Here is a 24,057-nt window from a genome sequence, read left to right on the forward strand (position 1 = left end):
AAAATCAATAGAAGACTTCAATAGAATAATCGAATTAGACAGTTTAAATGAGTCTGCATATACTTCCAGAGGTATAGCGAAATCTAAAAATAATGTTTACAAACTTTATTCAGACTCAATAGGTTCAGTTTCTTTTTTAAAATATTTCCGAGTATCGTTTTCTAACAATTCGACAATAATACTTGACACAAAAGGAGCTATTGATGATTTTTCTAAAGCAATAGAAATAAACCCAAAGTATGCTTTTGCATATTATAATCGAGCAAAAATAAATAGTGAATTAGACTTATCAGAAAACGCACTTTCGGACATTAATACTGCTATTAAACTGGACGGAAAAAGTGATTACTATTTAACCAGAGCATTGATTTACAAAGACAATAAAGACACAAAAAAATCACTAAGTGACTTTAACAAAGCAATTGAAATTAATCCTGAAAATGCATTTGCATATGTTAACAGAGGCTATCTGAAACGTGAACAATTAGACGACAAGGTTGGCTCAAAAAAAGATTTGGAAAAGGCTGAAGAACTAGGAATACCGATAGATTAAAAAACAACAAGGGCTAACAATCTCTATATTTCATTATGTTTTAGTTTTCTTATTTTTGACTAAAGCCAAAAACAAAACGAAAACATAGAGTTGTCGTTGTGTGTCATTAGAGAATTATGAACTTAGAAATTAATCAGAGGCAAAACCGAGAGTTATTGGAAGAGCACGCTAAGTCTTCTTTTAATTTTGGACTGATAGGAAAAAGTGAATTATATATTGCTGTTTCCTTTCTTCTTATTGGTGTTTTTATATCAATACTGAATGAATCGAATAGATTTATAGGATTACCATTTATAGCAATTGGAATATTCGAGATAATCAAATATCCAACTGGAGAAAAAAGATGGGTAAGAAAAAAAGAAAAGGAAAAAATATTCAACAAGGATATTCAATTTGAAATAGTAAATGACACCTTAAAAATCACTTACGACAAGGCACCTAAAACATATAGCTTTGCACAAATTCGAAAATGTCTAATTTCTGAAACAGGCATTCTATTTAAAATCTCGTTAAGTGAATACTATTATATTTCTTTTAAAGCATTAAGTAGTGAAATAGAGCAAGAAGACCTAATCAATCATTTGAAAAAAGAATTTGAAGAGGGGAAAATAAAAGTAAATCGAGTAAACAAAAACGAAATTAATTGACCAAAGAATATCGAAATATTACAGCTGAAGAAGTTTTCTTTATCTTTAAAGAAGAACATAGGATTTGTAGTCCTCTTGACCCTGAAGCTGATCCTGAAGCTATTTTAACAATGGATTCCTCTATTGAAGATTGGCGGGACTCTATGGATTTATTAAATTGGGAAAAACTTAGTCAGTATTTAAATAAAGAATTTGAAATCAGTCCAAATAAGGAAGATTGGATGAATGCTTTTTGTCCAGAAAATGAAAAAACCATTAGGAATGTCTGCGAACTGATTTCACAACACGCAAAACTTGAAGTAGTAAAACCAATCAAACTATTTGGAAAGGACTGTCTTTCGGCATCTCTTTTCAGGTCAATTGAAAAGAACTTATCAAATAGAGGTGTTGACACAAGCAACTTGAAACCTTCTTCTAAAATTGAACCTTTTCTAAAATCAAATTTCGGAGAATTTGTAGAACAGATTAACAAGAATTTTACTGGTGTAATTCCTGAAATAAAAATGGGGAAAACAAAACTCGACAAGGTTAATGGATATTCTTGGCTTCTTTTTGCTATCACATTAATTGCTTTTTTCATATGGAATTCTATTTGGCTTATACCAGTTGTCTCTTTTATGGTAGCCTTTACTACAGGATATTTTAGCAATAAAGAATTTAATTCAAAAGACGGAATGATGACAATTCCAGAAATAGAAACTTTTAGAGACTTAATAGAACGGATAATAAAAGAAAAATACGCCACACAACAACACCTATAGTTAATGCAGGTTTTGGAAGTAAATTGAAAGTTCAGAGCAATTAATGAAAACCGCTAAACCTTTGGTTTAGCTTTTAAAAATGAAAAGATAAAAACAAAACACAAAGCTTTAGCTACGTGCAAATTTGAAAACTCCGCTTTTCAAATCCTGCACTAACCATAGCTAAACGTTAGCGTGCATTCCAGAAATCCATGAGAAGCTTACTTATTAAATACACTATCCTTTTATTTTCGCTGCTCTCTATTCAGTTTTTAATAATTCAGATTACACTACCAAAATATTCAATAGATTTAAGTAATTCTAATTTCCCTTTCAGTGGCTTTTTCCTTTTTCTTACATTAATTTGTGTCTTCATTTTATTTCAAAAAGCCTTACTAAAAACTAATAATTTTAGCATATTAAAACTTGTATTTTTTAGCTATTTAAGCTGCCTATTCGCTGAAGCCATATTCCAGATAATGAGGCTTACTTGTTTTCACAACTATGACTTTAAAGAGAGTTTATATTATATTTCTATTGGAGTAATAGGAGTTCCAATTATGGGAGCAATCTTAGCATTTTTTACCTCATTTCAGATTAAAACTAAAAAGACAGGGTTTTTAATCCTGTACATCTTTATCTTCCTTGTTTCTGTAAGTGGTTTAACAAAATTATTTCCAAACTTATTTAGCTTCTAATTAATGAATTGACCAATTACAAGACTCAATCTTGGCTACTTAGAATGATTTATTACATAACTCGAGCACATGACTTACTGACTTTTTCTAATTTATCATAGTAGATTTTGAGCAGCCAAGATCAGCTTTTCAACTTGGCAACTTACAATACCCAACTCGCCTATCAGTCTGATTGACAACCTAAATCGAGGTTAATAGATGAGGGAAAAGTCTCATTACCAATAACGCTCGCCAATCGAGTAGATGGCTCTGACTAATCCCGATAGCTATCAGGAAGCCGGAGTTCATACTAAAGCAGGCACAGTAAACGCCTCTCACACCGCTTTACCCTTCGACTAAACCTCACAGTTAGCAACCTTGCAATTTGCTTTACTTCCAATCACATCCTGGCCCGAGCAAATCGGGAACTCTAGCGCATAAGAAACTTATCCGCCAAAAGGGCGGACAGGCTACCCTTTGAATGGTTTCTGAGCCTGCCGTAGCATTAAATTCAATTTTTAAAAAGAACTTATTTAAATTTACCATTCAAGCCACACACAACACCCAAGAAAACATGCCCTTGGAGACACGTTTATTAGCCTGAGGCGTTACCAATTATATCTCCCCATATCACGAAATGAGATTAATTTCTTTAGCTAACGTGAAAGTTTTGAGTGGATATTAGAAACAAAAAAATGACGTTTGTAAGAATTTGATATAAGAATCTCAATTGACGAAAAATGAATTTCACTCCTTACATCTCTGATAAAACAATTGCTGTTCTTCCATTTGTGAACATGAGTTCTGATTTGGAGAATGAGTACTTCAGTGATGGCATCACAGAAGAGATTATCAATGCCTTGGCTAAGATTGGTGGGCTCAAGGTTACGTCTCGAACGTCTGTATTCTATTTCAAAGGCAAGAATATTCCCATCACGGAAATAGGAAAGCAACTGAATGTTTCTACGGTTTTGGAAGGCAGTGTGCGCTTGTCGGGCAAAGCAATTCGCATTACCGCGCAGTTGATTGATGCCGCTGAGGATTTCCACTTTTGGTCCGAGACATGGGATAGACAGCTGGATGACATCTTTGAAATACAAGATGAAGTGGCCATGGCGGTTGCTGAAAAGACACGCGAGCATATCGGCCATTTTAAAATTGAAGAAGTTTCTAAGAAAAAACAAACAACCATCAGTGCATATGAGCTGTATTTGAAAAGCAAATCCAATTTCTACAAATTTCAAAAGCATGATATTCTCATAGCCATTGATCAAATAAAGGAAGCCATAGAACGTGGTGCTTCTTGCCCCTTTTACCATGCTTCCGAAGCCATCTATTATGGGTATTTAGGGTTGATTAATGCGATTCCATCACACGAGGCTTTTGCCATTTCAAAAGCCGCAGCAGAAAAAGCAATTCTCCTTGACGCAACGGACGCTGAGGCAAATTACTCCATGGGCATGGTTAGCTATTTTTTTGAGAAAGATTTAGATAAAGCGCAAACTTTTCTCGACTTGGCGTTAAAATATCGACCGAATTATGTTAACGCACTTTTGGGTGGATCTGTAATAGATGTTTTAACAAACAGTCCGAAAAGGGCCATTGCTCGAGTAAAAAAGGCGATTGAAATAGATCCCCTATCTCCTACTAACATCTATTATCATGCGGCTGCTTTGCTTCGACTGGGGAGGTATAAGGAGGCATTAGTTGAGATAAACGCGATGTTGGCGCAACTGCCGCATCACACCAATGGCTATTGTTTGAAGGGCAACATTTTAACCCGTCTTAAAAAATACAATGAGGCGATTGAGCATTATAAAATGGTTCCCATTTCACCAGAAAAAACTGAAATGTATTCTGCTGGTATGGGCATTGTCTACGCCACCAAAGGAGATTTTGCCAATGCAGAAGCGTTTCTGTTAAAAACTAAACAGGCCGCTCAAAATTTTCATTTGGCATCAGAAGAAAATGCTGAAGTAATCATCAACATCTATTTGGGCAATATTGATTTGGCATTTGAAGATATTTCGAACGACCTGAAAGCAAACAAGTACTATCTTAACTTCTACAAAGAAAATCCGGCTTTCAATCTACTTTTAAATGACCCTAGATATAAAATCTTTGATAAGGTATTCAAAACAAAAGGAACTAAACAGGAAAGAGAGCAAGTAAGTAAAACTGAACGCTTGTCGGGGATGAGCAAAAAAAAGGCATTACTCGAAGAAGGCAATGTTGAGAGCTATCGCAAAAAATTGCTTCAATTTATGACTGACGAGGCGCCTTACTTAAGTCCAGATGTATCGCTGCGCTCCTTGGCTGGGATGATAGACCTACAGCCGAATCAACTTTCGTGGTTGCTCAATGTAAGCCTTGGCAAAAACTTCAACGAATTTATTAATCGGTATCGCGTTGAAACCTTTAAAGCTTTGGCGAAAGATCCGGCCAACTATAATATCACGGTTTTAGGCTTGGCGTACAACAGTGGTTTCAACTCCAAAACAGTATTCAATACCTACTTCAAAAGAGAGACAGGGTTAACACCCAAAGAGTTTCTTAAAGGAGAGTAACTTCCCGCTTCCAAAACCTCATTCAGTTCCGATTTATAATTCCGAACAAGCTTCATCGAAATCCGAACCTCCCAGGAATTTCCTCTCCCTACTTTTGTTCCCGTAAATCAACTGGATCCCAACTCCTAAACAACCCTGGATCTTGGTTTTATAATCAACATTACATGTATCGAGTATGAAAAATCGAATTAAAAGTAAAGTATTTGGCAATTTAACCATTGGCGGAATCCTGTCTCTCATGGTCTTAACAGGCTGTGCGAAGGATTTGATTTTCATCCCCTCTACGATTCAGAAAGTGCTTGATAAAGGCATTGAAAGTGGATTTGACGGCACCATTGTATTTGTCAATCAAGCTGAAAAATCTTCGTTTTACAGTGCTGGATGGAAGAATAGAGAAAACTTGATTCCTGCTAACCCGCACTCCTTATTTAAAATTGCAAGCATTAGTAAATTATACATTGCCGCTGCAACTAGCAAACTAATTGCCAATCATTCTTTGTATTTAGATAATACGCTGACGGATCTTTTACCTGATCTTGCTGAAAGCATCGAATATTCTGATGAGATTACCTTACGAATGTTGCTACAACATCGCAGTGGCATATCTGATTTCGCTGATCACCCCGATTATCCATGGAACAATCCGTTCAAGGTCAACAGTGAAGTCTACGACCTAGTTCTAGATCAGCCTGCCGACTTTAAACCCGGTAAAAAATACAGGTATTCAAATACCAACTATTTGTTGATTGGTGAGATACTGGATCGAACACTCGGATACAGTCATCACCAATATATAAAGGATGAAATTCTCGAACCGCTTGGACTATACAACACCTACAATTTGCTTAGTGAAGTTGACATAGAGGATATAATGAGTGGGTATTATGTTGGATATGAAAACGATATTAAATACACCGATTTCATCCACCCGGGTGGATCAATGGTAGCCACTGCAGAGGACGTTGGAGTTTTCTTGCGTGCATTAATTGACGGCACATTATTTATTGAAGAAGAGCAGGCAATTTATTCCTCCGTTTACGAATACGAACATACCGGTTTGCTACCCGGATATCAAAGTATTGCCCGCTATCATGAAGATATAGACGCTGTTGTTGTTCAATTCGTAAATACCAGTGCCGATGGTTTCTGGTATTGGTTTGAATTTGAAAGGGCATACAACAGAATTGTTAGAGTTTTAGAAGAAGAGTATTCCAATAATTAAAAATAAATCCTATGAAATATTCACTTTTCATCATACTAATCAGTCTGATTCCTTACCAGGGTAGCGCTCAAAAAATCGATACCACGAGCAATAGTTGGGGTTTCGTTTTGAATTCAAGCTTTAACACTGAAATAAACGCAATTGGTTTTGCACCAAGTGCGTCTTACTTCGGCGGAAAAAGTCAATTTGAAATGGGTGTTGGCTATTATCCATTTAGATTAAAAAACCAACGAATAATAAGCGGGGAATTCAACTATAAATATTTTCCAAACGGAAGGACTAACAAATACAATCTGTTTCTGATTCTATCTTGTTCCTATGTCAATCAATTGAAAAAATTATATTATCCTGCAACCTATCAGTACTTATTTTTAAGCGGAGGCTACGGTATGCAGATCAGTTTATTTAAAGGTGCGTATCTCGGAACAAGTGTAAACTTTGAAACGTTCACCCATAGCAAACGGACTGAGAATCCTTACAACGACTATATCGGCACTCAAAATCTATTTGATACATTCGGCATGAACCTCGATTTCCGAGTCAATATCGGATACCAACTCTAGCTGTCCACAAGGAAACAGACGTGACCTTCTGCAAACCCACAAATTCTTATTGCCTTCACACAAACTAGTTCGGAAATGTAATTCCGAACCACTTGTCTGCAATCCAAAACGTTTTCTGCTAGGCAAAACTTCACCTTTGTACTGTTCTTATCACCGAAAAAACTAATGCTTAAAAACAAACTAGTAATGAAATCCAAAATTCCATTTATTACACTTTCGATTGTGCTCTTGACAATGTGCAAAAGTTACGGTCAAAACGCTGAGAAGCCAAAAGAAAAGCGAAGTGCCTTCTCCCGATTTGTCTATAATGACCGAGTAGCATTTAAGGTTGCCTACTTTGGAGAATTGGTGATGCACCCAGGACTTACGTTGGGTGTTGATTATACGCTAACAAAGAAAAAATGGGTTACCGTTCATTGGGACACAGAATTGGGCGGTTATTGGCACCGTTGGAACAATACATCATTATTTCTCAGCTCAAGTATTGGCGCACGGCTCCCAATCAAATCAATGTTTGTTGATTTTAACCTTGGAGTTGGATACATGCACACCTTTGCTGCCGGCACCGTTTACCAAAAATCTTCAGATGGAGGCGTTGAAATTGCACATAACTGGGGGCATCCACACTTTATGCCTAATAGTTCATTTTTAATTGGTTGGGATGGAACTCGAAATATAAAACTTCCATGGACCTTTTATATTGGGGCCGAAACATATTTACAATCATCATTCAACCACATATTCCTTCCTCATGCCGCTTTAAAGGTAGGGTTCACGTATAAATTCAAAAAATAATTACAATGAAAAGTTTAGCTTTAGTTGCAGCACTGTCTGTATTATTTGCAATGAGTTCTTGCCAAAAAGAAAGTTTTTACGAAGGAGATCACTTCTTCATCAAAAATGCAGGAGCCGAAATGCCCGTATATGTAAAGGGAAATACTACATCCAAGACATTTATCCTTTTTGTCCATGGTGGACCTGGCAGCAATGCATCATTGGTTTCATTTCTCCCTGTGGCAAAAGAATTAGAAAACGATTACGCATTTATTTATTGGGATCAGCGCGGATCTGGACTTTCTATGGGTAATCCTGATCCCAGTACCTTTACCGTAGAGCAATTCGTAGAAGATCTTGATTTAGTTATTGAAGCCATAAAAGTGCGACATCACAATCCCAGAATTGTTATTTATGGTGTGAGTTGGGGTGGTGCATTGGGAAGTGCCTATTTAAGTACAGATAAATACCAAAATAAAATAACCGGATTCATCTGCATGAATAGTGGCCATAATCTACTTGAAGGAATTCCAAAATCGGTTGTGTTTGTAAAAGAATATGCCCAGACACAAATTAATCATGGAATAGATGTCGCATACTGGGCAGAAGCGCGCAATTGGTGCGCAAGTGTTCCTGATATGACTATTAAAGAAAATTACTTTAAATACGATGCCTACCTAACAAATACAAATGCGTATCAATATAATCCCGATCAAGAATTAAAAGGGCCAGAAGTGAACGCCTTCGGTGTGATGAATTCGTACCTGTCGCTTTCCATATTCTTCAATGGTTCATATTTATCAAAGCATTTCAATATCTTGGAGTTAAACCTTAGCCCTCAAATGGCAAAAATTAAAATACCCACTCTAGTTATTTGGGGAAGACATGACGGGGTTAATACCATTGAAATGGGATTTGATGCATTCAACAGCATTGGTGGCCCCGGATTCGCAGACAAAGAAATGGTCATCTTAGAAAACAGTGCGCATTTGGCGCATTTAGAAGAGCAAGATCTATTTGTTGCTGCATTCCGTCAATTTGTTAATGGTTTATAATTCTAAAAAGATGAAAAAAATACTCATAATCATACTCGTTTTATTCTCAGGGATTAAATCCTTTGGACAAGCTAACTCCGACAAAGTTTTAAAAAGTAATATTGATGCCTTGCTCGAAAGCTATTCCTACTACAATCGTTTTGTTGGAAGTGTTTTAATTAGCAAGGACGGTAAAGTATTCTATCAAAAAAGCGTTGGTTCTGCCAATATAGAAGAGCGTAAAAAAAACACTAAAAAGACAGTATTCGGAATTGCTTCGCTTACAAAATCGATGACAGCTGTTGCAATTTTGAAATTAGTTGAAGACGGGAAATTGGAATTGGAGACGCCAATCTCATTTTTTTTCCCAGGTTTTATTACTGACGATTCAAAAGACATTACCATTCAACATTTGCTGAATAACAGCTCCGGGATGGAGGCCAATATTGGAAGAAAAGATGACAATGTAAATGGATTGATGCCGGAGGAAACGGCGATTACTTTTGATGAAGTTTTAGAAAAATTCAACAATTCAAAATTAAAATTTGAACCAGGAACAGGTTATGACTACAACAATTTTGGATACTTTCTTTTAGCAAAAATCATTGAAAAAGTAAGTGGACAGGCCTATGCTGATTTTATGGAGCAAGCTATATTTAAACCTGCTGGATTGAAAAATACCACCATTGCCTTCTTCAAATCGATAAACCAAAAAGCGCAACCATATTTAGGTTTGGGGATGAATAGTTTTGAAGAATTCAATGCACCCTTCCATCCTTCTTGGTTGATGGGCGCTGCTGATATAAATTCAACTGCGATTGATTTACTTAAATTCATGGAAGCTATAGACAATGGGATACTACTAAAACCTGCTTCTGTACATAAAATTTATACCTGCACACAAGCAATCGGAGTGAACGAAATGGCATCAGGATTGGGCTGGGTAATTGATCATAAAGGAGATGAAAGATGGATATACAATAATGGCTTGCTTCCTGGTTATGCGTCCATGATGGGTTCGTTGATAAAACAAAACATCAAAATCATCATTCTATCCAATGCAACATCTGTAAATCCGGTAATTGATGATTTTCAAGGAGAGGTAACTTTTATTCCAGAAATTACCGACAAAATTATTTCTCTGTTTCAAGGGAAGGCAGTTGAGAATTTATCAATACCATCAAATATTGTATCCAGTAGCATTGTTGATGGAACCAAAACCTATCAATTGGACAACGGACACTCGCTTCTTCTGAAAAAGGAAGGAAACACCTACTCATTGGAAACTGCAGGCAAAGAACCTTGGTCGGTATTTACATACACGTTCTCGAGAAATGCAGATGAAAATGATGCCGCTAGTGCAACTGCATTGTTTTTTGCAAATGCAATGAGTAGTCAAAACTTTGAAGGACTTATAAACTATGCTAATGATGAAATGAAGGTTTTTTTAGGTAGCGAAGAAGGTTTAGGACAATTGAAAGGAATGTGGGCAAATTTTCTACAACATGCCGGTAAATTTTTATCGTACAACATTTATAAAATTGAAGGCGATGAATCGAAAAATGTTCACATCAGATTTCATTTTGAAACCATTGATATCGGCATAGCTTTGAACATCAACTCCGAATATAAAATACAGGGAATGTTTATGGATGATGACGTTAAAACAAGCCATATCAACACTGTAGAATTAATACTCATAAGCGAAGATGAATTTTTCATCAATGGCTTTCAAAATGGAGGCATGCAAGATTTAAAAATAACAATATCTGACCGGGGATTGATTTTAACAGATGGCTCCCTAAACTTTGACGCTACTATTCTAACTCCTTAACAGCTAAATAGAAGTACTTATCTAGAAAGAAGAGCTTATTTTGACTAATAAATACTCAGAATCGTATTTATCTAGGCTAGCATTGGTTCTCTGTATTTTGTGTTAGGGATACTTGTATTGAATGCCGGAGAACTTGAACATTTTCGAGCAATTGTACTACAAAAGCATCGGTGGCCTTTTTGAGAAGTATGTTTCTGTTCCTGATTTACAGTTTCAGCCAGACCAAATTCTAAAACTGATTGAACAACTGAAACTAGACATTACTTCAGGCGTTCACGAGAACTTCATGAATAGGATTAATTGCTTTGTAGAAAAAAAGTTCAAAAAGAGTTATTCGGATTTATACCACCCACTTTCCATCAAACACCTTAAGTTTCTAATTTTTAAGCGCTCCCACTCTATGTATTGGATTTTTTCGATTATCTTCGGGTTTGGAAAAAAGAATCTGACGAATTGCAGGTGAACATTTATCCGTTTTTAAATGACAACAAACGACTAATAAATGTTTTTACAACTAGTTTTAAGATAGATACATTTTTTTAAACTAAAAAAAATATCATAACTATATAAAAGATATAAGTGCCATTGCACTTATACAGTTGTTGTGCTTAATGTAAAATGAAAAAGAAGACGATAAAAAGAATCCTATTGATAGTATTTGGAATTTTTGGACTTATAATCGTCTCAATTCCTTTGACTATATGGTTGGCATTTGGACCAATTCATTCGTCAGGAGAAATACAGATTTCTGAAAAGATTAAACTTGAATATAACGAGACATACAATGGAGACTTTGCAGGAGAATTTTATGACGTTAGTTTTAAGGATAATGATTCAATTATAGGTTTTCACACTTTCCACAATATGGATTGGTCTGAACACTGTTTAGTTGACTCTTTAACAGGTAGAACCTTTCTTTTCATGGCTGACTCAACTCTCGACAAAAAAAGACTGAATGGGTATTATTTAATCTCATTTGAACCAGGCTTTCAAAACATAATTGATACCGTCTTTAATGAGACTGAAAAGTTTAACTATCAAGATAAAATGAAAGAAATAATAAAAAAACACTAAGCACAACATCACCTATACTGCATACCCTGCGGGATACGCAGCATAGCCATGGCGTTAGCAACAAGCGAAAACCTGACCTGTAAAATGAACTTTAGAAAAGCAACAGAAAATGATATTTCATTAATTGTGGAAATGATTGCTGATGATGAACTTGGAAAGAAAAGGGAAAATTTTCAAATTCCGTTACCTTCTGAATATCTAAATGCTTTTGAAAAAATAAACTCTGATGAAAATCAAGAATTAATTGTGGTTGAAAATGAAGATTTGGAAATAATTGGTACTCTTCAGTTATCATTTCTACAATACATGACCTATCGCGGTGGAATTAGAGCACAAATTGAAGCGGTAAGAATTAGAAAGGATAAAAGAGGACTTGGAATTGGAAAAATCATGTTTGAATGGGCAATTAATAGAGCTAAAGAACGGAAAGCACATTTGCTTCAATTAACGACAGACAAAAAACGACCAAAAGCGATTAAATTTTATGAGGAATTGGGATTTAAACAATCACACGAAGGAATGAAAATGCATTTTAACTAAGAATAAACCTAAACCCAACAAAGAACTGAGGTAAACAAACAACTCCTTCTTTAATTGGAGAAATAGTTATCATAGGCTCGAAAATAAGATCCGTTGAGTTTTTCTAGCAATTAAAACTAGACATTACCTCAGGCGTTCACCAGAACTTCATGAACCTGATTAATTTCTCTATTGAAAAGAAGTTCAAAAAGAGTTATTCGAATTTATACAACCCACTTTCCAACAAACACCTTAAGTTTCTAATTTTTAATCGCTCCCACTCTATTTATTGGATTTTTTCGATTATCTTCGAGATTAATTAACAATTTAGAATATGGATATGACGCACTCGGTGCGTCATATCTAATGTTGTGGGTAATATGACAAAAGACATTCCACATATCAATTTTAACCCTGCAACCACTGATAATTTTGGTTTTGAAATTGTGCCTATTGAAAAAATTGTTCAAAATAGAAATCAAAATAAACACAATTCAGAACTACCTCATCAACTAAAGTTTTACAACTTAATATTTTTTACAGAAGGGCACGGCAGACATTTTATTGATTTCAATTGGCATAAGGTGCAACAAAACACACTAGTGTATCTCATAAAAGAACAAATTAACGCTTTTGATTTTTCCACAAACCTAAAAGGATTCTGCTTGGTTTTTACTGAAGAGTTTTTTATGAAATGCTTTTCGAACCTGTCCGAAGGATTTGTATTTAGGTTGTTTAATCCACAATTATTCTCTCCAATTGTAGAGATTCCTGTTGATTCTGATTTTATAACTTATTTTAAGTTGCTAAAGAATGAGTTTAGCAGAACTGAGACGCTAAATCAAAAAAATATAATAGAATCGCTATTTTCAGTCCTTATATCTAAAGCAGAAGACATAAAGCGACAACAAACCATTAAAATTAAAGATTCTCCAAAAATTAAGATTTTTCAAAAATTTACTTCGCTTATAGAGCAGTATTTATCAAGAAGCAGAAGTGCCGATTTTTATGCTAAAGAATTAGCCATTACTTACAAACATTTAAACACCATTTGTAAAGACCTAGTAAACAAAACAGCGAAAAATGTAATTGACGATTGGGTGATTCTTAAAGCCAAAAGAAGTTTAATTAACTCGCAAATAAGGAGTAACGAATTGGCTTTTAAATTAGGATTTGAAGACCCTACAAACTTCACTAAGTACTTTAAGAAAAATACAGGTTTAACCCCAAAAGAATTCATATTATCTACCTCGAAGCCATAATGGTTCGATTTTAACCATTTTTGTGCCTGCTTTAATCTTCCTTGCCGCTTCTGATTGTTTCACCTTTGTATTATCAATTTAAACCTAGACATAATGAAAAGTAAATTATTAAGTGTTGCGTTAATTATGATGGTTGGATTAACTACAAGCGCTCAAAATACTACAACCAAATTAAATAATCAAAAAAGTAAAGAAATGACAAATCTAAAATCAATCGTTTTACCGTTTTATCAAAAGGCATTAACCGTAAACACGGAGACAAATCCAGCAGAAGTATTAAATAAGATTTTAGCAGACGATTTTGTATCAGAAGGAACGGTTGACAACAAAAACAAAGAACAACTTATTGGTCAATTAGGTTTTTTCTGGAAAATGATTCCCGATTTGAAATGGGAACCTACAGAAATCATTGAAAGTGGCAATCAAGTTATTGTCAGAAGTAAAGTAACTGGAACTCCGAACTCACCAGAAGGACAATTTTTTGGTTTACCAACAGATGGAACTAAATCTTTTGAGACTATGTCTATTGACATCCACACTATTAAAGACGGGAAAATTGTTAAAGTTAACCACATAGAAGACTGGGCTACAGCATTGAAACAATTAAAAAATTGACATTATAGATGCAGAAATACTACCTACAACAAGGTATAAATGTAAAATACAACCAAATAGAGATTTGATCAAGAACAGATTATGCAGACATTTATACACTACTTTTTACATTTAGGCTTTCCATTTTTTATTGCGTACGGATTTTTTAGAAAAGATTGGAAAAAAGTCTATTTGATTTTGCTTGCTACAATGTTGGTTGATTTAGACCATTTGGTTACCAACCCAATTTTCCAAGCAAATAGATGTAGTATAAATTTTCACATTTTGCATACATACTATGCAATGATAGTGTATGTAATCCTGCTCTTTTTCCGCAAACCTTTCAACATAATTGGGATAGGACTTTTATTCCATATACTGACAGATTTTATAGACTGTATGATGATGTATTCTAATTGTAAAGACTGTTTTTCAGACTCATCCGCAATAGAACTTTTAAGAACGACTTCAAAAATATTGGGAATATGAAAAAAAAAATGGTGACATTAAAATGCGTTCATTAACGCATAGAAAAAAAAAAAGAAAGCCAGCTGCCAACAAAGCACTGAGGTAAAATACAAACAATTCCTTCTTTAATTGGAGACCTAGTTATCCTAGACTCAAAGGTTCGAAAATAAGATCCGTTGAGTTTTTCTAGCAATTAAAACTAGACATTACCTCAGGCGTTCACCAGAACTTCATGAACCTGATTAATTTCTCTATTGAAAAGAAGTTCAGAAAGAGTTATTCGAATTTATACAACCCACTTTCCAACAAACACCTTAAGTTTCTAATTTTTAATCGCTCCCAATCTTTTTATTGAATTTTTTCATTTATCTTCGGGTTTGGAAAATTGAATAAATAATAAATTATAAAATGGATAAGATGCTCTTAGTGCGTCATATCTATTGTTAACAAAAATTTAAAGACTACACGAAATTACATTTACCATTTACAATATTTTTCCAATTTAAATTTAATAAACACAAGTAAAAATATGGAATACGATTATTCAAAACTAAATGACAGAGAGTTTGAATTATTAGGTGCGTCTATTATTGAGAAAACATTAAATAAACGTGTTGAGACTTTTAAATCAGGAAAAGATGGTGGTGTTGATGGAAGATTTTGGCTCGGTAAAGACAAAGAAGGAATAATTCAGTGTAAGCACTATATTGAAACACCTTACAATAAACTTATTTCAAGATTAAAGACAGAGGAAAGGATTAAATTAGAAACACTTAAACCTTCTCGATATATTTTTATTACTTCTCAAAAATTATCAAGGTCCAATAAACAAGAAATTAAAGATTTATTTAATCCATACATACTTTGTGAAGATGACATTTTCGGGAAAGAAGACTTAAACCATTTTTTATCGAAAAGAGAAAATCAAGACGTTGTTGAGGAAAATTTTAAATTATGGATTACTAGCACATCAGTTTTAGATTTAATTTATAATAATGCTATAAAAGGAAGAAGTAAAAGCACAATTCGTGATATTGAAGAAAAAGCACACAAATATGCCATTACAGAAAATCATAAAAAGGGATTACAAATTTTAGAAGAAAGCAATGTCGTTATATTGACTGGAGAACCAGGAATTGGAAAAACTACTCTTGCCGATAACTTAGCTTTATATTATTCTGCAAAAGGATATGAGTTTTGTGATATTGAAGAAAGTATTAGTGAAGCTGAAAACATATTTAGAGAAAATGAAAAAAAGAAAATTCTTTTTTATTGCGATGATTTTTTAGGTAGTAATTTATATGACGCTATAAATAATAAGAAGGATTCTCATATTGTTAAATTTATTAATAGGGTTACAAAGGATAATTCTAAAAAGTTCATCCTTACTTCTAGAACAAATATTTTCAATAAAGCTTACAGCTTGAGCCATAAGTTCCAAAATGGAAAAATTAGAGATAATGAATTTTTACTTAGAGTTGAAAATTTAACAAGCATTGACAAAGCACAAATATTATACAACCATATATTTCATTCAAATTTAGACACCGTTTATATTGACAAGATATATGCAAACAAGAGATATAAGGACATAATAAAACATCGCAATTTTAATCCAAGAATAATCGAATTCGTAACAGATAACATTAAAGTTGGCAAAATTACTCCAGATGGTTACTGGGATTATATTAAAAAAAATTTAGAAGAGCCTGAGGATATTTGGGCAGATTATTTTCAGAACCAAACTGACGATTCAGTCAGAGTATTAGTCTATTTAACGGTCTTCAATAATGGTAAAATATCAGAAGAATTACTGAGACACGCTTACAATATGTTTCTCAAAATCCACCCGGTAAACTTGGGCGACCAATCCGATAAAAGTTTTGAAGCAGTTAGAAAATTAGCTACTAAGTCATTACTTAACAGAAATCAATTAGATAAAAATAAGTACGAATATGCACTTTTTAACCCGTCAATTGCAGATTTTATTATTAGCTCATATTCTAATGAAAGTGAGCTAATTTCAAATATCTTAAAGTCTTTACATACAGAAGATTCTTTGTTATTTATTAACACTCTTTCAACAAACAATAAGATAAATAGAAGTTGTGTTATGGTGATTCAGGAAAATTTATTTGATTATTTCTTTGAGCGGGAAATTAAAAATGAAAATTGGGATTTTTTAATTCTGCTTGTATACTTAGAACTTTTCAATAATAGATTAAATAAAAGAATAGAACAATTTGTTGTGACTCTAGTAAACTCGGTTCAACCTAGAGGGAATAACTTATCAGAGTTATTGATGATTTTAACAGAATTTGAACCCAAAATATTGTATAATGATTTTATATTCTTGTATAGGTTTACAGAAGATTATATAGATGAAGAAACTTTAAAGGACTTAATGAATTTCGTTGAAAATTTTAATGTTCAAGACACATACCTTTTATCAAAAATTGAAGAATACATAAATTATTATTTGGAAGAAATGGTAAAGAATAGAGATTTGGATATTGATTTTAGAAATCATATCAATTCTTTAAACTATCCAGATGGAACTCATGAGCTTGATATTGATATAACTGCTATTGAAAATGAAATAATTCAAAATTTCGAATCTTTCTTAGGTGATTTTAATGAATCAGTTTTAGAAAAAATTGGTGTAAATATGTCAGAAGTTGTGTCAAATGTGGATATAGAAAGTATGGCCATGTCATACTTAGAAAGCTTGGATTATGACGATGAACGTGGAAAAAGAGGCATATCTAGCACCACTTACTCGACTGAAGGTGAAATAGATGACATTTTTGAACGCTAATTTATATTATAAATAAAACCTTTTACCAACATTGTATTAGCACAAAACGGCTTGGAATGATGGTAGCTTTGTAGTTTAGTTCGTCACCGGCGGACAGAAACCAACTTTGTTAACCATCTATCTTAAAGAACGTTCATTTATGAAAAATTGTTTCATCCTTTTGCTGACACTAATTGCCCTAAATTCAACAGGACAAAATCAATCTCCAATCGAATTGGGAATTGGGTTTGCAATTGCATCTGACCCCTATAAATTTGATGAATTATCAGCACCTAAAAATTTGTTTAAAGACAAGGATTTAAATCAAAAATGGAACTCTGATAAGTTGTTCCCTTTCTTTAGGAAGCCGGACTATGGCCTTTACCACTTTATCTGCTTAGAGAAAACAAGTAGTTATTATAAAATACTTGTAAACGATACAGAAATCGGATACTTGCCAAATGACTCTAACTACTATTTTAAAACTTGGGATGCTATTTTATTACAATCAACAGTTGAAAGACTGACAAAAAATAATCCGATCAGAAAAGAATGGAATAATGAGAGCGACACAATAACCAACAGCTGTGAATTTGACCGATTGACCGTTCAAGATGTGATTCAAAACAATGGAGAATTTTGGATTCAAATCTACTTCTCTCCTGAATGTAATGCTTACCCTGAAAAGAGCTCGATTGTCAAGTATGGTTGGATAAAATGGAGAACATTTGAAAAACTACTCGTGAATATTCTACTATTAAGTTAATATCAATAAACATATCACTTAATGAATTAGGCATTTAGAAAAAAATATGAGATTAATAATCACAACCCTATTGCTATTATTTGTTGTTAGTTGTAAGAATCAAAAGCATAATAATTCTGATTCCAAGCTTGACGTTTTTAATTCCATTTTAGGCAATGAAAAGTCTTTGGCTTTGAATAATGCTGCAACCTCTTTTGATAAATTCCTAAAAAGAAACTTTAGTGCTTACTCAAACGACCAAGAACGAATGGTTGAGTTTCTAAAACTCATTCAACGAGGGGATTTGCCAGATACAAATTGGGTTCTTGATACTAAGAATAACAGAAAAATAATTGAAAAAATTGAATCAAGTGGTCTTCGGAGAAGTTTTCGATTATTTGGCTATGAGGATGATAGTTTAATTATAGAAGAAATAATAATTGGTGACTTTTCTGAAATAGATGATTCTATCGATAGCTCAGCCCATTTCTATGAATTTGGTTTATTTCTACAAGCACTTGATAGTATTTCTGGTAGTGATGCATTAATAAATGAATATTTTTCTGCAAGACAAATCGGGAATATCCCATATGAGTCTCTTGCCAGGGGAGAGTTATCCACAGGTATTGATATAGAAAATCCCATTCATAAAAGAATATTAATCATTGACTTTTATTATGATTTGATGAATTGGGATATTGAACGGAACAAAAAGTAAAAAAATAAAACGAAATCAGAAAGCGAAAATCTAATACAGTAAGGTAACATAGAATCTTTCGATAGAATAAATATAAAATACTCAAATTTAAATAGATAAAATACATTCTTCAACTTATTCTCTTCATCAAAGGGAAAGTGCATTGTTTTTATCCACATCTTTGCATCACGGTTCTTTCCATTTGACCACCAATAAAAATTTTAACGATGAATCCATTTTCTGCAGCGTACAACAACGATACTCCTGACTTAATTCTGGTGAATGAAATTTTAAAGGGCAACAAAAAATCGCTGAATCAACTGATCATTAAACACCAGCCCTTCATTTACAACATTGCTTGGAAAATGATTGGCGATCCGACGAAAGCGCAAGATCTGACACAAGAAGTGTTGTTAAAGATTATTACCAACCTAAGCGCGTTTAAGGGAGAAAGTGCCTTTCGAACGTGGGCCTACCGAATCGTTAGAAACCACTTTTTGAACGATCAAAAAAAACCGGCGAATTTATTTGCTGATAATTTTGAAGATTTAGGCAATATGCTCGATGCAAGCGGAAGTGTAGATATTTCGGTGGAAGAACAGGAAAGTAAAAAAGAAGAAATTCGTGAAGTGCGTTTGCAGTGTCTATCAGGCATGTTGCTTTGTTTGAGTAAAGAGCAGCGATTGATTTATGTGATTGGTGAAATTTTTGGTGCCGACCACACCATCGGTTCTGAAATGATGGAGTTATCAAAAGACAATTACCGCAAAAAGCTAAGCAGAGCACGTAATGACTTGCACAACTTTATGCGCAACAAATGTGGGTTGGTGAATGAATCGAATCCTTGCCGATGCCACAAAAAAGTGACGGTTGCCCTAGAGCATGGAATGGTCGATTCCAAAAAATTACTATTCAATCAAAAAGAATACTCCACTTTCCAGAACACCTTAGAACCAGATATGAATTACTTGGTAGATGAATCGGAGCGTTTGTACACCGAATTGCACCGAGATCACAGTTATAAAACACAGTTTGAAAAAAAGAATTTCATAGAAGCAATCGTCGAAAGCCCTGACTGGCAAAGGCGTTTAAATTTAAATTGATTTTTTTACGTTAAAGTTGTCACACATTAAAAAACCTCTTGTCTAAATAGAAAAGAGGTTTTTATGCTTGTATTCATTCGTATTTTTTTGGCACTTTATGGCATTATTGCCCTTGGAACTGGTTTCTTAGGAATAAGCGCAAAATTCAACCCTGCAGAAATTACACCAATGGTGGATAACAACCACCGTTTTGTTTCCGCCATATGGGCTTCCATGTCCATTGCCTTTTTCTACGTGGCGTGGAACCCTTCAGAAATTGTCCTTTTTCGATTTTTAATGGTGGCGCTTTTTATCGGTGGCTTAGTGAGGACGTATGCACTGCGTTATTATCCTCCTACCCCATTTCTCATTTTCGGCATCTTCCTAGAATTGGTTCCTACGGTACTTCTATTCTGGATGCACACCAAACTACTCAACTCAGGTTCACTTTAAATTAATAATTAATCAGAATGGAACAATCAAATCAAAAAGTATTAATAACTGGCGGTGGCTCCGGAATTGGGCTTGCTTTAGCTCATAAATTTTTGGAGAACAACAATACAGTAATCATAACTGGAAGAAACAAAAGCAAACTCGAAAAAGTAAAGCAAGAGAATCCTCAAATTCAAATTTTCCAAAGTGATGTAACCGATGATGCTGAAGTAAGAATGCTTGTGGACGACGTAGAACAGCAATTTGGCGGTTTGGATGTCTTGATCAATAATGCAGGGATTATGACCATAATGGATGCCGGAACCGAAGAGAATGAATTGCAACAACAAATGCAGGAAATAGAAATCAACTTTAATTCTCCAGTTCGCATGTTGCATTATTTTTTACCATTGCTTAAGAAGAGTAAAAATGCAGTCTTGGTTAATGTTTCTTCAGGATTAGCCTATGTTCCATTTTCACAGGCTCCGGTATATTCCGGTACAAAAGCAGCAGTTCATTTTTGGACACAGGCCATTCGGCCGCAACTAAAACCACATAATATAAGAGTAGTTGAACTTTTACCACCTGTAGTAGATACGCCTTTAGCACACGGAGCTGATATTGCCGAAGACGATAACTTGAAACCTATGCCACCCGAAAAATTGGCAGATATTTTTTGGAAAGAATTTATCAGTGGAAAGGAAGAAATTTTCCCTGGAATTTCTAAACAGCTCAAATTAATGAGCAGATTGGCTCCTAAGTTCATTTTCAAACAGTTGAATAAGGTAGCTATTCCAAACAAAAAATAAAAATTATGAAAAAGTGGACAACTACGAACATACCTGCTGATTTAAGCGATAAGGTATATCTAATTACAGGAACTAGCTCAGGTATTGGAACCGTTTTAGCTTATGAGTTAGCCAAGCGAGGTGCACGAGTAATTGCTGGCAATAGAAATGTTGAAAAAGCAAGAGCAGCCATTGAGGAAATTCAACAAAAAACGGATGATTTAAGCGCTTTGCAAATTTTAAAATTAGATGTTTCATCCTTAGATTCTGTTCGAGAATTTGCAAAAGTCATTGAAGAAGATAACTCGATTAAACAGATTGATGGTTTGCTTTTAAATGCCGGAATTATGGCTTTACCAGAAAGACAAGTATCTAAAGATGGATTTGAATTACAAATGGCAACCAACATCTTAGGACATCATTTATTGACCTCCTTATTAATTCCGAAAATTAAAGCAGCTCCTAGAGCTGTTATTGTTTCTACAACTTCCTCTGCAAGTAGCACAGTGACTAGTAAACGAATTTGGGACGACTTGAACGCGGAAGATAAATATGATGCTTGGGAAGTATATGGGATTTCAAAAATAGCCGCGACTCAATTTAGAGACGGCTTACTTGAAATCGTAAAAAAAGCCAACTTAGAAGACCGCATTTTTTTACATGCAACACATCCAGGTTTAACAGCAACTCCTTTATTTGATGCCTCAAAAGGCATTCTATCTTCCATTTTTAGAAGTATGCGGAACCTGTTTATGATGGATGTCAATCAAGGGGCATTATCCACTTTAAGAGCAACCATAGATGAAACCTTACCGAATGGAAGTTTTATTGGTCCAAAAGGATTAACCGGTTTTTCAGGTTATCCAAAACCGATAAAAGTGTATAACCCCAAGTTGTCTCTTGACCCTGTTTTGAGAGCGAAAATGTGGGACTATTGTAACAAGACAACTGGTGCTGTTTGGAATCTATAAATAAAAATTCAACGACTTAACTAACCAAAATAATATGAAAAAAATACTGCCTTACATCTCAATAATTGGCATTGCTGCCTTTGTTGGAAATATGCTCGTTATCGGATTGGGATTCGGATTGTACTGGCAATCATTGGATCCAATGACATTCATGGAGCAATTCGCTCTTCAATTTCCGTATTTGCTCCCTCCTACCATGGGAATCCTTTTACCTGCCTTAATTGCAACCGTTGCATTGGTGGTAAATACTAAAGGACAGAAAGAGATTCGAAAAAATTGGTCAATTGCATTAGCAGGCCTTTTGATTGCGTGTACCATTACAAGTGTTTATCATTTACCGGCCAATTTTGGTTTTATGGAAATGAAATACACAGCAGAAGAAGCTACAAGCAAATTAAGTGGTTGGATGTTATTGCATTGGTTAAGAACAGGTATCGTTCTGATTGCTGCTGTATTTTCCATTAAAGCTTTTCAATTATCAAATTCTAAGTCAAACTAACTAAAAAACAATAAACATGAACAATTTCGTTATTTTCAACATGCAAACCGTGGCCGGTTTAATCACTTTTTACTTGGCTTTTAAGTGGTACGTTTTTCCAAGATTGGCCAAACTTAGTATCTATGATGCCTTGGTTCCTATGGTGCTCATTCACGGACTTCGTTACCTCGGAATGGCCTTCATGGTGGATACTCAAGTGTACGACGCCTTTCCGGATGATTTAGCCTTTACTGTTGGTATTTGGGATTATACTACTGCCATTCTTGCAACCATCACGGCAATAGCATTAAAAAACAAATGGTCATTTGCCATTCCTTTGGCTTGGATTTTTAACCTCTTTGGTTTTACTGATCTTATTGTAGCCTTTCCTCAAGTGTTTGAAATTGAATTTTACAACTACGATTTAGGAACCATGTGGTGGGCATTTACAACCATTGGAGTGATCAACGTAATCAGTCATTTTTACATATTCAGCAGACTATTCAAAAACCTTAAAAAGAAATAACATGTTATTAAAACGCACATTAACAAGCATTTTTGCAATTACAGCTCTACTCACTTCGGCTGTTCAAGCACAAGAAATTTATCCTGGAAAAGCAACCAAAGTAGAAAAGGACATTTCTGCAGCCTTTCCGTTTGAATCTAAATTCATTGAATTAGGAACGGAGAAAGTTCATTATGTGGAATCAGGAGAAGGTGATCCAGTACTTTTACTTCACGGCTTACCAGCCAATTTGTATTTGTACAGAAACATTATTCCAAATATCGACAGCAATAAAAAAGTAATCGCACTTGATTTTTTAGGCTTTGGTAAATCTAGTTTTCCTGCCGATAGCAATACTTCTGTAGAAGTTCAATACCAAATGCTCAAGGACTTTATTGAAGCGAAACAATTGAAAAATGTAACGCTTTTTGTTCAAGACATTGGATCAATTGCAGGAATGCTCTACACCATTAGAGAACCTCAGAACGTGAAAGGATTGGCCTTGTTTGAGGCTCCATTTATGCCAGCAGACTATATGTACGCTCAATTGCCATTTAGTTTCAAAGCATTTATGCGAATTACTAGAACTCAAAAGGGAAATGAAAAATGGATGGTCAAAAGAAACTTTGCTGGTAAAAAATTAGCAGTTAATTTCTTTACAGGAAGAAAACTACCCAAAGAAGCCTATCCGTTTTATACTTCTCCATGGGACAAAGAAGAAAGAAGATATGCCATCACTCGAGGTCCAGATCCTGCTGTACTTTCATACACCAAAGGAAAAGGCGAAAGTGAGTTTGCAAGCTTATTGGATTACATTTCTTCAGGTATGAAAGAAACCAAAGTGCCGCTACTCTATTTCTATGCAAAAAAAGGCTTGGTGAACCGAAAAGCAGCAGTAGAATATGCCAAAGGAAACTTCAAGACTGCTAGCTTTGTCTATTTGGGAAAAGGCAAGCATTTCTTAACTGAAAGTCACCCAAAACAGATGAGCCTGCGATTCAATGAATGGTACAACAAACTGTAAGTAAATAAAA

25 protein-coding genes are annotated in these 24,057 nt (G+C 34.5%); all 25 read left to right on the plus strand.

Annotation, left to right across the window (positions count from 1 at the left end):
• Positions 1-553 (plus strand): tetratricopeptide repeat protein (locus tag ACTB0X_RS11725; protein WP_463025216.1); only part of this gene is annotated, 553 nt, incomplete at its 5' end.
• 116 nt (positions 554-669) lie between these two features.
• Positions 670-1,200 (plus strand): hypothetical protein, encoded by a 531-nt coding sequence (locus ACTB0X_RS11730; RefSeq protein ID WP_463025217.1) that lies wholly within the window; start codon positions 670-672, stop codon positions 1,198-1,200.
• On the plus strand, positions 1,197-1,961 hold the full coding sequence (locus ACTB0X_RS11735; RefSeq protein WP_463025218.1) for a hypothetical protein: 765 nt from the start codon (positions 1,197-1,199) through the stop codon (positions 1,959-1,961). Before ACTB0X_RS11730 ends, ACTB0X_RS11735 begins: the two co-directional genes overlap by 4 nt.
• 1,396 nt (positions 1,962-3,357) lie before the next feature.
• The gene (locus tag ACTB0X_RS11740) at positions 3,358-5,184 is read left to right on the plus strand and encodes a helix-turn-helix domain-containing protein (protein ID WP_463025219.1); all 1,827 of its coding nucleotides are present in this window, start codon (positions 3,358-3,360) and stop codon (positions 5,182-5,184) included.
• Between the two features lie 175 nt (positions 5,185-5,359).
• Complete coding sequence (locus ACTB0X_RS11745) at positions 5,360-6,406, plus strand: serine hydrolase domain-containing protein (RefSeq protein ID WP_463025220.1); 1,047 nt, start codon at positions 5,360-5,362, stop codon at positions 6,404-6,406.
• Between the two features lie 11 nt (positions 6,407-6,417).
• Positions 6,418-6,969 (plus strand): hypothetical protein, encoded by a 552-nt coding sequence (locus tag ACTB0X_RS11750; protein WP_463025221.1) that lies wholly within the window; start codon positions 6,418-6,420, stop codon positions 6,967-6,969.
• 186 nt (positions 6,970-7,155) lie between these two features.
• On the plus strand, positions 7,156-7,764 hold the full coding sequence (locus ACTB0X_RS11755) for a hypothetical protein (RefSeq protein WP_463025222.1): 609 nt from the start codon (positions 7,156-7,158) through the stop codon (positions 7,762-7,764).
• Positions 7,765-7,769: 5 nt separating this feature from the next.
• Positions 7,770-8,798 carry an alpha/beta fold hydrolase gene (locus tag ACTB0X_RS11760; protein ID WP_463025223.1) on the plus strand — a complete coding sequence of 343 codons (1,029 nt, stop codon included), beginning with the start codon at positions 7,770-7,772 and terminating at the stop codon, positions 8,796-8,798.
• Positions 8,799-8,808: 10 nt separating this feature from the next.
• On the plus strand, positions 8,809-10,611 hold the full coding sequence (locus ACTB0X_RS11765) for a serine hydrolase domain-containing protein (RefSeq protein ID WP_463025224.1): 1,803 nt from the start codon (positions 8,809-8,811) through the stop codon (positions 10,609-10,611).
• 133 nt (positions 10,612-10,744) lie between these two features.
• Positions 10,745-11,074, plus strand: a complete 330-nt coding sequence (locus tag ACTB0X_RS11770) for a hypothetical protein (RefSeq protein ID WP_463025225.1) — start codon at positions 10,745-10,747, stop codon at positions 11,072-11,074.
• A 155-nt stretch (positions 11,075-11,229) separates the two neighbouring features.
• The gene (locus tag ACTB0X_RS11775) at positions 11,230-11,685 is read left to right on the plus strand and encodes a hypothetical protein (protein WP_463025226.1); all 456 of its coding nucleotides are present in this window, start codon (positions 11,230-11,232) and stop codon (positions 11,683-11,685) included.
• 84 nt (positions 11,686-11,769) lie between these two features.
• A complete protein-coding gene (locus tag ACTB0X_RS11780) occupies positions 11,770-12,225 on the plus strand; it encodes an N-acetyltransferase family protein (protein WP_463025227.1) in 456 nt (151 codons plus the stop codon).
• Between the two features lie 359 nt (positions 12,226-12,584).
• Complete coding sequence (locus ACTB0X_RS11785) at positions 12,585-13,466, plus strand: helix-turn-helix domain-containing protein (RefSeq protein WP_463025228.1); 882 nt, start codon at positions 12,585-12,587, stop codon at positions 13,464-13,466.
• A gap of 93 nt (positions 13,467-13,559) precedes the next feature.
• Positions 13,560-14,081 (plus strand): ester cyclase, encoded by a 522-nt coding sequence (locus tag ACTB0X_RS11790; RefSeq protein ID WP_463025229.1) that lies wholly within the window; start codon positions 13,560-13,562, stop codon positions 14,079-14,081.
• An 81-nt stretch (positions 14,082-14,162) separates the two neighbouring features.
• Positions 14,163-14,549 (plus strand): DUF6122 family protein, encoded by a 387-nt coding sequence (locus ACTB0X_RS11795; RefSeq protein WP_463025230.1) that lies wholly within the window; start codon positions 14,163-14,165, stop codon positions 14,547-14,549.
• Between the two features lie 508 nt (positions 14,550-15,057).
• Positions 15,058-17,346: an nSTAND3 domain-containing NTPase gene (locus tag ACTB0X_RS11800; RefSeq protein ID WP_463025231.1), complete on the plus strand. Its 2,289-nt coding sequence runs from the start codon at positions 15,058-15,060 to the stop codon at positions 17,344-17,346.
• A gap of 139 nt (positions 17,347-17,485) precedes the next feature.
• Positions 17,486-18,091 (plus strand): hypothetical protein, encoded by a 606-nt coding sequence (locus ACTB0X_RS11805; protein WP_463025232.1) that lies wholly within the window; start codon positions 17,486-17,488, stop codon positions 18,089-18,091.
• 46 nt (positions 18,092-18,137) lie between these two features.
• Positions 18,138-18,788: a hypothetical protein gene (locus ACTB0X_RS11810; protein ID WP_463025233.1), complete on the plus strand. Its 651-nt coding sequence runs from the start codon at positions 18,138-18,140 to the stop codon at positions 18,786-18,788.
• 206 nt (positions 18,789-18,994) lie between these two features.
• Positions 18,995-19,870, plus strand: coding sequence for an RNA polymerase sigma factor (locus ACTB0X_RS11815; RefSeq protein ID WP_463025234.1), 876 nt, complete (start codon positions 18,995-18,997; stop codon positions 19,868-19,870).
• 63 nt (positions 19,871-19,933) lie between these two features.
• Positions 19,934-20,302 carry a DUF4345 family protein gene (locus tag ACTB0X_RS11820; protein ID WP_463025235.1) on the plus strand — a complete coding sequence of 123 codons (369 nt, stop codon included), beginning with the start codon at positions 19,934-19,936 and terminating at the stop codon, positions 20,300-20,302.
• Positions 20,303-20,319: 17 nt separating this feature from the next.
• Positions 20,320-21,090 (plus strand): SDR family oxidoreductase, encoded by a 771-nt coding sequence (locus ACTB0X_RS11825; protein ID WP_463025236.1) that lies wholly within the window; start codon positions 20,320-20,322, stop codon positions 21,088-21,090.
• 5 nt (positions 21,091-21,095) lie between these two features.
• Positions 21,096-22,040, plus strand: coding sequence for an SDR family NAD(P)-dependent oxidoreductase (locus ACTB0X_RS11830; RefSeq protein WP_463025237.1), 945 nt, complete (start codon positions 21,096-21,098; stop codon positions 22,038-22,040).
• 34 nt (positions 22,041-22,074) lie between these two features.
• Positions 22,075-22,539 carry an anthrone oxygenase family protein gene (locus ACTB0X_RS11835; RefSeq protein ID WP_463025238.1) on the plus strand — a complete coding sequence of 155 codons (465 nt, stop codon included), beginning with the start codon at positions 22,075-22,077 and terminating at the stop codon, positions 22,537-22,539.
• Between the two features lie 16 nt (positions 22,540-22,555).
• On the plus strand, positions 22,556-23,044 hold the full coding sequence (locus ACTB0X_RS11840; protein WP_463025239.1) for a hypothetical protein: 489 nt from the start codon (positions 22,556-22,558) through the stop codon (positions 23,042-23,044).
• Position 23,045: 1 nt separating this feature from the next.
• Positions 23,046-24,047 (plus strand): alpha/beta fold hydrolase, encoded by a 1,002-nt coding sequence (locus tag ACTB0X_RS11845; RefSeq protein ID WP_463025240.1) that lies wholly within the window; start codon positions 23,046-23,048, stop codon positions 24,045-24,047.
• The last annotated feature ends 10 nt before the right edge of the window (positions 24,048-24,057 follow it).

This window comes from Acidiluteibacter sp. (assembly GCF_055129545.1).